This window comes from Cryobacterium sp. M23 (assembly GCF_002929655.1).
Taxonomy (GTDB): domain Bacteria; phylum Actinomycetota; class Actinomycetes; order Actinomycetales; family Microbacteriaceae; genus Cryobacterium; species Cryobacterium sandaracinum.
In genome coordinates this window covers 19,225-32,346 of sequence record NZ_PJJV01000081.1, presented here as the reverse complement: position 1 = coordinate 32,346, position 13,122 = coordinate 19,225, and the positions used below count along the sequence as shown (strand labels likewise).

Here is a 13,122-nt window from a genome sequence, read left to right as displayed (position 1 = left end):
GTCGCGCGGGAGCTGCGCCCCTCCGCGCGTGGCGTGCCACCGGCGCAGCGGCGCAGCACGCGCGCCACGCGAACGTCAGGACGCCTAGGCCCGCACGGCGGAGGCGATCATCTCCGGCCCGCGCCGTTCGAACGCGAGCGAACCCAGAAAGACCCCGCCCACGAGCGTGATCAGCCCGCTGGCGACGCCCAGCACGAGCGCCGGGATGTTCCAGACCGGGTCAACGAAGACGCCGAGCAGCGCGCAGGCGAGAGCCGGGAGCGAAAGCAGGATCGACCCCGCAAAGGTGAACGACTGGATCAGCGCGGCCGCCGTGTCCGACGCCTGAGGCTGAGCGAAAGGGCTGTCTCCCGGCTTGGTCGCCGGATAGGGGAAGCGCGCCGATGAATAACTCGAGAGCCCGAGCCCGGTCAGCAGGATGCTGGTGCTCACCCCCAGGATGGACGGCATCACCGCCCAGTCGCCGTAGACCGACACGCTGATCGCGGACCCAGCCGCGATCATCGGGATCCCCACGAAGAGTGCGGGAACCAACCGGCCCATCCGGTCCTCGAATCCGCGGGTGCCGGAGGCCACGTGCAGCCAGACCGCGGTGTGGTCCAGGGCGACGTCGTTGTGCAGGGTCCAGCCCAGGAACACACTCATCAACGGCACCGCCAGAAGAGCGAGGTAGGAGATCGGCAACCCCGCGAACGACAGCGGCAAGATGACGATCAGAGGAATGACCGGGATGACGATCACCGACATCCAGTACCGGGAGTCGCGGCGCCAGTAGGTGAGGCTGCGGGCCGCAATCGCACCCATCGGAGTGTGCGGCATGCTGTCGAACCACCCGAGCCCGCCGTACTGGCGAGCCTGAGCCTCGCGGCCGGGCGTGACAAGCATCCGTGCCACCAGTCCCTGCCAGGCCAGCCACAGCAGGTACGTCGTTGCCGCGGCCATCGAGAGCTTGAGCACGGCCGCACCCCAGAGCCCGGTGGAGGCGTCCCCGGGAACGGCCCAGGCCGCACCGAGGGGCGTCCAGCCGAGGATGCCCGCCAGCCCGCCGATCAGGTCGAGGCCGTAGCGACCCCAATCGAAGTTGAGCGCCAGAAGCACGACGGGGGCGATCATCACCAGAAGAAGCACCCCGATGATTCCGGTGAATTCCCGGGATCGACGCGTTGCCAGCAGGAACGCCCCCAGCGACGTGCTCACCCGGGACACGAGCATGCAGGTGGCCAGCAGCAGGGTGGCGGAGGCGAGGGCGAGCACCGTCACTAAGAGGCCGCGGGACCAGGTCACGACCGTGCCGAGCAGCACGACCGAGAGCACGAACGCGGGCACCCCGACCAGAGAGGACAGCGCCAGACCGAGCGAAAGCCTCCGGCTAGGGATGCCCATGGTCGCGAATTTGCGCGGGTCCATGGTGTCGTCGATCCCGAAGACCAGCGGGAACAGCAGGAAGCCGAGCACGACGAGTGATCCAGCGACGACCAGGCCGTCGCGAATGGCGACGGGATCTCCCGTGAAGCGCAGCCCGACGAGCACTACGAAGAGGCCGACGGCCAGGGCGAGGCCGTATAGCAGGCCGATCACGATGCCGACGACCTGCCAGGGGCTGCGCCGGAAAAGATTGGCGAGCAGGCGGACTTTCAGTCCGAGAAACTGTGCAACCACTCCATGCCTTCCGCCACCTTGCGTCCACCGGCCAGCTCGATGAACCGCTCCTCGAGCGTTTTCTCGCCGCGAACCTCGTCGATTGTGCCGGAGGCCAGCACCGCGCCCTCCACGATGATGGCGACACGATCGCAGACGCGCTGGATCAGATCCATTCCGTGGCTCGACAGCACGACCGTTCCACCGCTGGCGACGTATTTCTGCAGGATCTCCGTGACGTTGACGGCGGAGACCGGGTCGACGGACTCGAACGGCTCATCGAGCACGAGCAGTCGCGGCGAATGGATCATCGCGCAGGCGAGTGCGATCTTTTTCGTCATGCCGGCCGAGTAGTCGGCGACGAGGCGATTAAGCGCGTCTTCGAGGCCGAAGGCGGTTGCCAGGTCGGCCGCGCGCTGCCGCACGGTGACGTCGTCGAGACCCCGGAGCACCCCGGAGTAATAGAGCAGCTGGGCTCCGGTCAGGCGGTCGAACAGGCGCAGTCGATCAGGCAGAACGCCGATGATGCGCTTGGCGGCCATCGGGCTCCCCCAGACGTCGATGCCGTTCACCGTGACGGTGCCCGCATCCGGCCGGAGCAGCCCGGTGACCATGGAGAGCGTCGTGGTCTTGCCGGCGCCGTTGGGTCCGACGATCCCGAAGAACGACCCCGCGCTAACCTCGAGGTCGATGCCCGATACCGCCACGGTCCGGCCGAAGCTCTTGTGCAGACCGCTGACCGCGAGCACAACCGGCGGGGCGAGATCGAGCGCAGTCGGCGCAATCACCGGGGCGCGCTGGCGGGAGGCCCGTTTCACGACGGGCGGTTCCGTGGCAGCGGGGGCGGCGGCAGGCAGCAGCTCCGTTTCGGCGGACCCAGGCAGCTGCACCGGTACGGGCACCAGTTCGATGCCTGCCGACACGGATGCGTCGGCACCGGATGCGTCGGCACCGGATGCGTCGGCACCGGATGCGTCGGCACCGAATGGCTGGGGCACGGACAGCGCGGCGACCAGGACCGGCTCGGCCTCCTCGCCCGGCGACGGGATGAACTCCGGCAGAACCTGCGTGGCAGGCTCCGCGTCAGGTTCGACACTCTCAGAGTCAGTGGCGAGAGGCTCAGAGACAGGTTCGACTGACTTCGCGTCAGGTTCGGCGACGGCGGCCGCGGCCGCAGCCGCAGCCAAGGTCGCCGCCCGGATGGCCGCAGCCCGCGCTGCGCTGGCCTTGGCCGCACTGGACCGGGCCGCGCCGGTTTTCGCGACGGACTCAGATTTCGCCGCTGCCGTGCGCGCGGCCGTGGCCCGTACTGACGTCGTGCGAGCCGACGTCGTGCGAGCCGCGGTGATGGGAGGAGAGGCGAGTGTCGGGGCGTCGGCCGTCGGCGACGTGCCTTCAGAGTCAGACTCCGGCGCTGCGACGGGCCTTTTCGGGGCCGGTCTCGGTGCGGGCTTTGGGCTGGTCCTGGCCGCGGGTTTCTTCGGAAGGGGCGCCCCGGGGGTGCCCTCCCTCGCCTCTGCAGCCGCTTTTGCGCGGGCCGTACTCGGTCGCCCGGCGGCCACACGGGGGGTAGCCTTCGTGCGCGGCGGCGCCTTGGGAACAGGGGCCTTGCGCACCGGGACGGTGCGCACAACAGCCGGCGTCGTGGCCTGTGTTTCAGCAGAATCTAGCGCAGAAGAGGGCACCTTCTGCTCGTCGGGCTCGGATGTCGGGGGCGCTGGAGTCACCTCGCTAACCTACCAAGGACCGTCTGACATCGCAGGCTTCGGGGGTCACCCGGAAACACAGTCAGGCGCTGCCCAGTCACGGGCGCCCGGGTCACGAAAGCAACACGGAAAGGAGTCCGCTCTTCCCCCCAACCGAGGGCGTAGGGTACTCTCGAGTTGGCATGACGGTGTGTCTATACGTGAACTTACAAGTGAACCCTAGACAAACTCGATCTGAATCTGAGGGAGTCTCGGTCACTCGAATTCTTTTTTGAGGAGACAATCGTGACCACCCAGGTAGTCATTTTGGCAGCAGGTATGGGAAGCAGACTCGGTCGTTCGCTTCCGAAGCCGCTCACCGAGCTCAACGACGGTCGAACAATCATGCAGCAGCAGTTCGACAACATCGCGCACGCCTTCGGCAAGAAGGCGAAAGTTACCATCGTGGTCGGTTACAAGCTCGAGCACATCATCGAGGCCTTCCCTCAGGCATCCTTCGTTTACAACGAAGAGTATGACCAGACCAACACCTCGAAGAGCCTTGTGCGCGCTCTCCAGGCGTCCACCACCGGCGGTGTGCTCTGGATGAACGGCGACGTCGTCTTCGACCCGGCCATTCTCGACCGCGCTGCCGCGATGGTCGCTCGCGACCAGTCCTTCGTCACCGTCAACACCTCCAAGGTGTCCGACGAGGAGGTCAAGTACACGACCAGCGCCGAGGGCTACATCAAAGAACTCTCCAAGACTGTCAAGGGCGGGTTGGGCGAGGCAGTGGGCATCAACTATATTTCCAGCGCGTACAAGGCTGTACTGGTCCACCACCTGACGAAGGTCGCCGACCAGGACTACTTCGAGCGCGGCATCGAACTCGCGATCGAGAAGAACAACCTGTTGGTCGAGCCTCTCGACATCTCCGATTTCTACGCGGTCGAGGTCGACTTCGCCGAGGATCTCGAACGGGCGAACCTCTTCGTCTAGCAGCGCCTTTCGCAGGGGCGCGCGCCGCGCCCCTACGATAGAGCGCGTGAGTAGATATGCGGAAGTGCGCCCTGAGCAGCGCACGTCTTTCGCCAGGTACCGTCATTCCCTCTGGTTGCTCACACAGCGGGATCTGCGGGTGCGCTACTCGACGTCGCTGCTCGGTTACTTCTGGTCGATTCTCGACCCTCTGGTCATGGCCGGTATCTACTGGTTCGTCTTCACCCAGGTTTTCCAGCGCACGGTGGGCAACGAACCGTACATCGTCTTCCTGCTGTCGGCGCTGCTGCCGTGGATGTGGTTCAACGGCACCGTGTCCGACTGCACCCGCGCGTTCCTGCGCGAATCGAAGCTGATTCGGTCCACCCGAATACCCCGCACGATCTGGGTGAACCGGCTCGTGCTGTCCAAGGGCATCGAGTTTGTGGCGTCCATCCCGGTGCTTCTGCTGTTCGCACTCATCGCCGGGGCTGAACTCAGCGCGGGTGCGGCCCTCTTCCCCCTCGCGATCCTGCTTCAGACGATCCTGACCGCAGGGATCGGGCTGATCGTCGCTCCCCTCGTGGTCTTCTTCCGCGACCTTGAGCGGGCCGTGAAGCTCATCCTCCGCTTCCTGTTCTACGCATCGCCGATCATCTATGGCACCGCGGACCTGCCCACGGAACTGCAGTTCTGGGCCGGCTTCAATCCGCTCAGCGGCCTGTTCAGCCTGTACCGGGCCGCGTTCTTCCCCGAGCAGCTCGATTGGATTCTCGTGCTGATCAGCGCGCTGATGTCGGTCCTCTTTCTTTTCGCCGGCCTGGTTGTCTTCACGCGCACCGAGCGCGCCGTCCTGAAGGAGATCTAGTGTCGGCACCGGTGATCACCCTCACGGGTGTCGGCATCCGTTTCCGCCGCAATCGACGCGGTCGGCGCTCGTTCAAGGACCTGTTCGCCGCCCGGAGGCGGCGCATCCGCCCGAACGAATTCTGGGCGCTGCGGAACGTTGCGTTCACGGTGCAGCGCGGCGAGGCGATCGGCGTGGTCGGTCGCAACGGGCAGGGCAAGTCGACCCTGTTGAAGCTGGTCACCGGCGTCGTGCTGCCCGACGAGGGCTCGGTGCGTGTGACCGAGGGTGTGGCCCCGCTGATCGAGATCACGGGTGGCTTCGTGGACGACCTCACTGTGCGCGAGAACGTCTACCTGACCGCGGGCCTGCACGGGATGACGAAGAAGCAGATCGCGGTGCGCTTCGACGAGATCATCGCCTTCGCGGAGATCGCCGACTTCGTCGACACGCCCTACAAGCACCTGTCCAGTGGTATGAAGGTGCGCATCGCGTTCGCCGTGATTTCCCGGCTCGAGGAGCCCATCCTGCTCGTGGACGAGGTGCTCGCCGTCGGCGACAAGGCGTTCCGGGAGAAGTGCTACCGGCGGATCGAGGAACTGCTCGCCGGTGGGCGAACTCTGTTCTTCGTGTCCCACAACGAGCGGGACCTCAAGCGCTTCTGCACCCGAGGCCTCTACCTTGACAAGGGTGCGCTGGTTCTGGATGCCCCCATCACCGAGGTGCTGGCGCTCTACAACTCGCAATACGGGATCAAGCCGGCCTAACGGGCCGAGGCCATCACGGCATCCGGATCTTCCAGGCCGTCCCGGGAGGGCGGCAGTTGAGCGGAATTGAACCCGGTCATCAGATCGCCCGGCTCAATGCCGAGCACTGTGGCGAGCCGGATCAGGGTGTGGAAAGTGGGGTTGCCAAGTCCCCGGTCGATCCGCGCGTAGTTGGACACGTTGAGGCCGGCCAGGTGGGCGACGGCCTCCTGATTGAGGGACAGCTGGCGCCGCCGACGACGCAGGCGAACACCGAGGATTCGGGATGCTTCTGACTTCGGCTCAGGCATTCTCCTTGTATAGGCGCGCACCGAGTTTTCCGCCAGTGGCACCCAGCCGGGGCACGTAAACTCATCGGGACACTGACGGAGGGCACTCTGATGGCCAGAAAAACCAAGCCGATTATTTCCGAGACGGGTGGCCTGCCGAAAGGCGGCCAGCTCCCCACCGGGATCGTCACGGGCTTCGACCGCGTGATGGCGATCCACCGTCCTGCCGTGCTCGCGCACATCCGTTCCGTGCGCCGCCGTTCCCCACAGGCGTCGCCCGTGGAGATCATCCGGGTCCTGGAGCGGCGCTACCTCGCCGCCGTCACCACCGGGGGTGCCGCGGTCGGCGCGACGGCGGTCATCCCGGGGGTCGGCACCGCCGTCACCCTGGCCATCTCCGGCGTGGAGACGGCCGGGTTCCTCGAGGCCACCGCCCTGTTCACGCAGTCGGTGAGCGAGGTGCATGGCATCACGGTCGAGGACCCCGAGCGGGCACGCGCTCTGGTGATGACGATGATGCTCGGCCGCGAAGGCTCAGACCTCGTGCGCCAGCTGGCCGGCCAGGTCTCCGGCTCCGGCGTCCCGCGCGCCGCTTACTGGGGCGAACTCATCACGACCAGCATTCCCCGGGCCATCATGGGACCGCTGACCGATCGGCTGAAGAGCAGCTTCATCCGGCAGTTCGCCGCCAGGGGCGGCGCCAGCTTCATCGGCAAGGCCCTGCCGTTCGGTGTGGGCGCCATCATCGGGGGTGCGGGCAACCACATCCTGGGCTCGCGGGTCGTTCACTCGTCGCGGCTCGCGTTCGGCCAGCCGCCGGTCGGTTTCCGCGAGGAACTGGACCCCCGGGTGCGGATCGTCGTTCGGGAATCGCCGGCCCGCCGCATCCCCGGGATCACCCGGCTGTCCCTGACCGGCCTGTCCGGCCGGCTGTCCCCCCGGCGACGGATGCCCGGCGCACCGGACCCGACACCGCCGACACCGCCCCGTGCAGACTAGAGCTTCTCGATGTCGCTGACCTCGTCCGTCGGAGCGTCGATGGCTGGTTCGACCACTTCCGGGCTCACGGCCTGCGGGTGGGATGTGTCGAAGCGCTCCCACTCGTCCATCAGGTGCGCCACAGCGGCGTGGAAACGCTCCGTGGCGACTCCGGGACCGGTGTCGCCGAAGTAACGCTCGACCCAGATCTTGAGCCGGTCATGGGCCTCGCTGTCATGGGTGAGATCGTCGAGCACGCCGAGGATACTTCCCGCATCGTCGACGTTCAGCCACTCGCAGTCGGAGAGATAGCCGCCTGAGTCGATCTGAGCGGCCGGGTCGACCGGGCGGGTCACCATCAGGGCCTTGCCCGAGGCCAGACGGTCGTAGACCATCGCGGAGATGTCGACGATGGCGACATCCGCTGCCGACAACTGCCAGCCCAGGTCGGGGCTCGCGTCGTAGATGTGCCGGGCCGAGGCATCGCGCGCATTCGCCGTCGCGATGGCCGCGATGATGGTCTTGTTCGCCGCGCCGTACTCGCTGCTCACCACGCCGCTGCGGGGGTGCGGGCGGTAGATCACGCGGTGCCGGCCCGAGGCCAGCAGTGACGTCACCAGGGCAACGCCGTGGGACGCGATCGAGCCGTAGGCGGCGGCTGGCCGGTCGCCTTCCCAGGTCGGAGCGTAGAGGATGACCTGGCGCTCGTCCGGGGCGAACGGCGTCGCGCCGGAGTAGAAGTCGGCCTGGGGGCGGCCGATCTTCAGGGCGCGCTTGTCGAAGTCGTAGTCCCAAAGCACCTTGTCGAGACGGGCGATCGCGGCGTCGCCGGCGACGAAGGCGTAGTCGTAGGCCTTGATCTGGTTCGTGACCATGTACATTTTGTCGCTCTCACCGTGGTTGATGAAAACGTGCCAGCGGCCCCCGTAGCGCATCATTTGGAAGTTGCGGGTGTTCTGGTTCACGTAGAACACGATCCGGATGTCCTGCTGGGCCAGCACCTGCTCGAGGTCGACGACCCGGCGAACGTAGGCAACCGGGAGCGGGGACTCATCGATCAGCGGCAGGGCACCTGCCCCGCTGCGGCTCAGCACCAGGACGGGCCAGGTCTCGGCGAGCTTCGCGAGCGGCTTGTACCACTGCCGCATCTGGTACAGATTGACGTCGCCGTCGGCGAAGTAGACCGCGATCTTGAAGTGATTCCGGGGCAGCGGCTCACGCGTGGACAGCCGCCCGTTCAGCAGCCGCTGTGCCTTGCGGGACGCCGTGACGTCCCTGACCAGCTTGAGCCCAAGCCTGACGTCTCGTTGAATACCCACCCGTCAAGAGTACCGACGATGCCACTCGACCGAGCGCCTCTGGCCCCCCGAAGGGGACGTGACGACGGAATTGTTAGACGATGGGCGGCCGTCCGGCCAGCGTCATCCGCCACACCGTGCGCGCCCTGAGGGGACGCCGCTCCCCCGGGTCGGTGGTCCACCCCTCGCGGAAACCGGTGAGCCAGGCGCGCAGCGCGCCCGGATTTCGAGCCCAGCGCAGTACCTGGATCAGAAGCCAGGACCCGGCGTAGACGGGCACGAGCAGGACCGGAAGGTTGCGGCGGGCCAGCCAGACCCGGTTGCGGGCGTTCAATCGGTAGTAGTCGGCGTGCCGGGTGGGCGCGATCACGGGATGATTCGCTTCCAGCTCGCCGGCGTACCAGGCGCGCAGGCCCAGGTCCCAGACACGCCAGGCCAGCTCGATGCCCTCATGGGCGTAGAAGAACGGCTCGGCCCAGCCCCCGGTGGCGTCGAAGGCGGCCCGGGGTAGCAGCACGGCACCCTCCCAGACCGAGAAGACGTTGCTGGAGTGGGTGGCTTCGCCCTTGCGGATGCGCGGAATCCAGCGTCTCGGCGACACGATCCCGGCCGGGTCGACCACTCGGGGCTGCAGGAGGCCGATGGTCGAATCCGCACGCAGCACGCCGATGGCGTCTCGCAGAAAGTGCGGGTCCGGGATGCTGGCGTCGTCGTCGAGGAAGAAGAGAAACTCGCCCGCGACGCGGGAGACCCCGCGGTTGCGGCCGGCCGGAATGCCCAGGTTCTCGGGCAGGCCGAGCGTCTTCACCTGGTCCGGCAGCCCGGTCGGCTGCCAGCCATTGCCCACGCACACGATGTCCAGGAGAACGTCCTGCTGGGCCAGCAGACTGCGGATGCCGCGGGCAAGGTCGTCGGGACGGGTGCCCTGGGTGAGCAGCACGACCCCCGCTGTCGGCAGGGCGGGCCCGACCGGTGAAGCGTTAGGACCGGACACGCTTGGACGCCATGATGGCCACGAAGTGGCCCACCAGTGAGAGGAAGGCCAGCGGGACGAGCACGACCAGCACGAACCGGTCGACCGCCGGCTCGCCGAGGAAGCTGCCGACGACCGCGGCGACGAAGATCAGCATGGTCAGTTCGACCGAGTGGTACAGCCGGTGGAACGGGAGGAACCGGGCCAGGCGGCGGGCGCGGGCGATGAGGCTCGACGTCGGGGTCTGCTCGTGCTTGCGATCGGCGAGTTTGGTCAGGCCGGCGTTCGCGCGGGCCACGTGCACCATGTCGTTGAGGGCCTTGTTCAGCACGATGACGAGGGCGAGCAGCAGTGCGAGCGTGGTCCACAGGAAGTCGGCGGGGGCCTCGAACGGGTAGAAGGCGCACCGGATCCCGAACGCGATCGGGATGAGGGCCTCTGTCGTGTAGTGCCCGACCTTGTCGAGAAACACGCCGGCCGGGGAGGACTGCCGGCGCCAGCGGGCGACCTCGCCGTCGGAGCAGTCGACCAACATCTGCAGCTGCCCAAGCAGGAGGGCGAGCATCGCGCCCCAGATGCCGGGAATGAGCAGCGCGGCCGCCGTGGACCAGCCGACCAGGATCATCAGGCCGGTGACGCCGTTCGCCGAGATGGAGGTCTTCAGAAGCATCCAGGTCAGATACGGGGAGATGTCGCGCAGGTAGAGCGACGCCGTCCAGTGCTCGGCGTTCGCCCGCAGCCGAACTTCCGGCGGCTGGGCCACCTGGCGCAGCTCGGCGATTGAGGAGGGTCGAGTCGCCGCGGGATTCGCTGACGTCATTGGTGCCTTCCGGTATGGGCCGTGATGTTGGTGGTGAATTTTAGAAACCCGAGCAGGAAGCCGATCCCCCAGCAGAAGTGAATGCAGGGCAAGACTACGAGAAACCACAGCCCGGCACGAAACCCGTCCGGCCGGGTCACCAGGGCCGTGGCCACGGCGACGAGCCCCAGGTAGGCGGCGGGAATCAGAAAACCGAGCAGCAACCACGGGTTCGCCCCGGTGAGGAGCTGAACCAGGCCGGCCAGCCCGGCCAGAGTGCCGACAGTGACACCCAGGACCATGACGGGCGGGGCGAAGTAACGGATGCCGTTGTCCTCGGGATATCGGCGGGCGAGTTCCCCTCGCCAGAGGCCGGTGGACACCATCTGCCGGGCCAGCCGGGCCAGACTCGGCCGGGGCCGATAGACGACCCGGAGCCGGGGTGTGAACCAGACGATGCCTCCCTGGTCGCGCAGGCGGCGGTTGAGTTCCCAGTCCTGGCCGCGCTTGATGCCCTCGTCGAAGAGGCCGACGCGCACGATGCTGTCCATCCGGAAACAGCCCAGGTAGACGGTTTCCGCGGGGCCCTCCGGGCCGCCGATGTGCAGGGGAGTGCCGCCGAGGCCGATCTTCGTGCCGTAAGCGCGCGCGACGGCTTTCTGGAACGGGCTCTCGCCCTGGGCGTCCATGACGCCGCCGACATTGTCGGCGCCGGTGCGCTCAAGGGTCTCCACGGCGATGCGGGCGTAGTCCGGCGGCAGCACCGAATGGGCGTCGACGCGAATGACGAACGCGTACTGCGAGGCACGGATAGCCGTGTTGAGGCCTGCCGGAGTGGAGCCGATCTCGTTCGCCACGATGCGGATGCGCGGATCAACCGCGGCCATCTCCTCAACCAGTTCGGTTGTGCCGTCGATGCTCGGGCCGAGGGCCAGGGTGACCTCGAAGGGCCCCGAGTAATCCTGTTGGAGCAGACTGGTCACGGCGGCGCGCACATGGGTGACGTCATTCAGCACCGGCATCACATAGGAAACCCCGAGCAGGGATGCGGCTCCGGAAGAGGGATCCTGGCTGGTCATAGTTCCATTCTTCTGGCGGGATGTAAGAGCCTACCAGCCGGGTGTTTCCTGCCAGCATCGGGGCCGCAAACGACAGCTGCGCCGCCGGTGGATCACCGGCGGCGCAGCTGTTGTTCTCTGGAAGGAGCGAGTGGTCAGCTGGAGAGTGCGCCGACCGTGACGGATACCGTGGCCGACTTTCCATCGCGCACAAAGGTGAGGTCGGCCGTCTCGCCGGCCGCGAGAGCGCGCACCTGGGCGGTGAGGTCGTTCGCGTCGGTGATGGGTAGATCGTTGAGGTTGGTGACGATGTCGCCCTTTCGCAGTCCGGCCTTCTCCGCTGCACCGCCCGCCGAGACCTCGCTGATCAGGGCGCCGACGGTGGCGCTCTCCGGGCTGCCGGCAGCGCTGGTGACACTGGCGCCGAGCAGACCGTGGCTGGCCGTGCCGGTGGCGATCAGTTCGTCGGAGATACGCTTGGCCAGGTTCGACGGGATGGAGAAGCCCACGCCGATGCTGCCGGCGGCCGCCGAGTCGCCGCCCGCGCTGGCGATGGCGACGTTGATGCCGATCAGCTCGCCCTTGGCGTTGAGCAGGGCTCCGCCGGAGTTGCCGGGGTTGATCGCGGCATCCGTCTGGATGACCGAGAGGGAGATGCTGCCGGTGGAGGGAGCCTGGGCCGGGCCGCCGTTCTGGTCGGGAAGGTCGAAAAAGAACGGGCTCTGCTCTTCGTCGGGTGCGGAGTTCTCGGGTGTCGACGGGGCAGCCGAGGAGGCGATGGAGATGCTGCGGTTCAGTGCGCTGACGATGCCGTCGGTGACGCTGCCGGAGAGGCCGAGCGGTGCGCCGATCGCGATGGCGCTGTCGCCGACGTTGAGCTTGCCGGAATCGGCCCATTTGATCGGCGCCAGGCCGCTCGCACCGTCCAGCTTGATCACGGCGAGGTCGGAAACCGGGTCGGTGCCGACAATGGTGGCGGCGTAGAGCTTGCCGTCACTGGCGGTGACCTGAATGCTGGCGTCGGCGGCGGCGCCGTCGAGGGTGACGACGTGCGTGTTCGTGAGAATGTAGCCGTCTTCGGACAGGATGACGCCGGAACCGGTTCCGCCGGAGCTGCCGTCGGAGGCGGCGATGGTGACGACACTGGGCGTGGCCTTGGCGGCGACCGCCGTAATCTGGTTGACGCTGTCGGTGTTGTTGACCACGACCGTGCTGGGGCCGTCGGCCTGGCTGGTCGGGATTCCGACGGTCTGGTTAGTGACCACGAAGGCCGTGACGCCGGCGCCGGATGCCCCTCCGACGAGAGCGCCGATGGCGAGGGCCGCGATCAGGGCGATATTACCCGAGCGGCGGGGCTGCGTGCGCGGGCCGCCGGGCTGGTCGGCGGCGTACCCGTTCTGATGGGCGTAGGACTGCGGCTGGGTATTCGGCGCGTAGGGATTCGAGGTGGTGCTTCCCGCGACCGGGCGACCGAAGGAATCCGTGGCATACGCGCGCGCGGGCTGGGCCGAGGTGGAGGTGGGCTGGGCCGCGGTGGGCTGGGCCGGCGACTGCTCAGAGGCGGAAACTGTGTCGGGGATGACCTCGGTCGGTTTCTCGTCGCCGGGGGTGCCGCCGGAGGAGTGATCCGCAGAGGGCTGGGCCGTGGCGGAAGCCTCGCCGGCCGCATTGACTTCGAATGGGACTGCGTCGTCGGGATCGGGAGTGGTGCCGGGTGCCTGCGGATTGTCGGTCATGGTGTGCTCCTTCCAAGCGTTTCCACCTTGACTCCTGAACCTGAACGAATGATCTGTGCAGCCTGGGAGCATTCAATGACGACGCCGTGACTTGAG

Annotated in this window: 12 protein-coding genes; 4 read left to right on the top strand and 8 right to left on the bottom strand. The window is 67.2% G+C overall.

The features are described 5' to 3' along the window. Window positions 1-84: 84 nt before the first annotated feature. Complete coding sequence (locus CXY82_RS14690) at window positions 85-1,659, bottom strand: PAM68 family protein (protein ID WP_233193938.1); 1,575 nt, start codon at window positions 1,657-1,659, stop codon at window positions 85-87. Then, window positions 1,635-2,825 carry an ABC transporter ATP-binding protein gene (locus CXY82_RS18150; RefSeq protein ID WP_233199366.1) on the bottom strand — a complete coding sequence of 397 codons (1,191 nt, stop codon included), beginning with the start codon at window positions 2,823-2,825 and terminating at the stop codon, window positions 1,635-1,637. The genes CXY82_RS14690 and CXY82_RS18150 overlap by 25 nt, the downstream gene beginning before the upstream one ends. Window positions 2,826-3,629: 804 nt before the next feature. Between CXY82_RS18150 and CXY82_RS14680 the strand changes: the two genes are divergently transcribed. From CXY82_RS14680 to CXY82_RS14670, 3 genes are read left to right on the top strand one after another with little or no spacing between them, the layout of a single operon-like run. Continuing rightward, window positions 3,630-4,322 (top strand): NTP transferase domain-containing protein, encoded by a 693-nt coding sequence (locus CXY82_RS14680; RefSeq protein WP_104171577.1) that lies wholly within the window; start codon window positions 3,630-3,632, stop codon window positions 4,320-4,322. A 46-nt stretch (window positions 4,323-4,368) separates the two neighbouring features. Further along, a complete protein-coding gene (locus CXY82_RS14675) occupies window positions 4,369-5,169 on the top strand; it encodes an ABC transporter permease (protein WP_233199365.1) in 801 nt (266 codons plus the stop codon). Then, the gene (locus CXY82_RS14670; RefSeq protein WP_104171575.1) at window positions 5,169-5,915 is read left to right on the top strand and encodes an ABC transporter ATP-binding protein; all 747 of its coding nucleotides are present in this window, start codon (window positions 5,169-5,171) and stop codon (window positions 5,913-5,915) included. Before CXY82_RS14675 ends, CXY82_RS14670 begins: the two co-directional genes overlap by 1 nt. Here CXY82_RS14670 and CXY82_RS14665 read toward each other — a convergent pair. Beyond that, window positions 5,912-6,205, bottom strand: coding sequence for a helix-turn-helix domain-containing protein (locus CXY82_RS14665; protein ID WP_104100222.1), 294 nt, complete (start codon window positions 6,203-6,205; stop codon window positions 5,912-5,914). The genes CXY82_RS14670 and CXY82_RS14665 overlap by 4 nt on opposite strands. Window positions 6,206-6,295: 90 nt before the next feature. Between CXY82_RS14665 and CXY82_RS14660 the strand changes: the two genes are divergently transcribed. Beyond that, the gene (locus CXY82_RS14660) at window positions 6,296-7,183 is read left to right on the top strand and encodes a hypothetical protein (protein ID WP_233199364.1); all 888 of its coding nucleotides are present in this window, start codon (window positions 6,296-6,298) and stop codon (window positions 7,181-7,183) included. Here CXY82_RS14660 and CXY82_RS14655 read toward each other — a convergent pair. The 5 genes from CXY82_RS14655 to CXY82_RS14635 form a co-directional block, all read right to left on the bottom strand. Beyond that, the gene (locus CXY82_RS14655; protein ID WP_104171574.1) at window positions 7,180-8,481 is read right to left on the bottom strand and encodes a hypothetical protein; all 1,302 of its coding nucleotides are present in this window, start codon (window positions 8,479-8,481) and stop codon (window positions 7,180-7,182) included. The genes CXY82_RS14660 and CXY82_RS14655 overlap by 4 nt on opposite strands. 73 nt (window positions 8,482-8,554) lie before the next feature. Continuing rightward, window positions 8,555-9,454 (bottom strand): glycosyltransferase family 2 protein, encoded by a 900-nt coding sequence (locus tag CXY82_RS14650; RefSeq protein WP_199180985.1) that lies wholly within the window; start codon window positions 9,452-9,454, stop codon window positions 8,555-8,557. Further along, window positions 9,441-10,253 carry a CDP-alcohol phosphatidyltransferase family protein gene (locus CXY82_RS14645; RefSeq protein WP_104171573.1) on the bottom strand — a complete coding sequence of 271 codons (813 nt, stop codon included), beginning with the start codon at window positions 10,251-10,253 and terminating at the stop codon, window positions 9,441-9,443. The genes CXY82_RS14650 and CXY82_RS14645 overlap by 14 nt, the downstream gene beginning before the upstream one ends. Next, window positions 10,250-11,311: a glycosyltransferase family 2 protein gene (locus CXY82_RS14640; RefSeq protein ID WP_233199363.1), complete on the bottom strand. Its 1,062-nt coding sequence runs from the start codon at window positions 11,309-11,311 to the stop codon at window positions 10,250-10,252. The genes CXY82_RS14645 and CXY82_RS14640 overlap by 4 nt, the downstream gene beginning before the upstream one ends. Window positions 11,312-11,445: 134 nt before the next feature. Next, window positions 11,446-13,026: a S1C family serine protease gene (locus tag CXY82_RS14635; RefSeq protein WP_104171572.1), complete on the bottom strand. Its 1,581-nt coding sequence runs from the start codon at window positions 13,024-13,026 to the stop codon at window positions 11,446-11,448. Window positions 13,027-13,122: the final 96 nt, after the last annotated feature.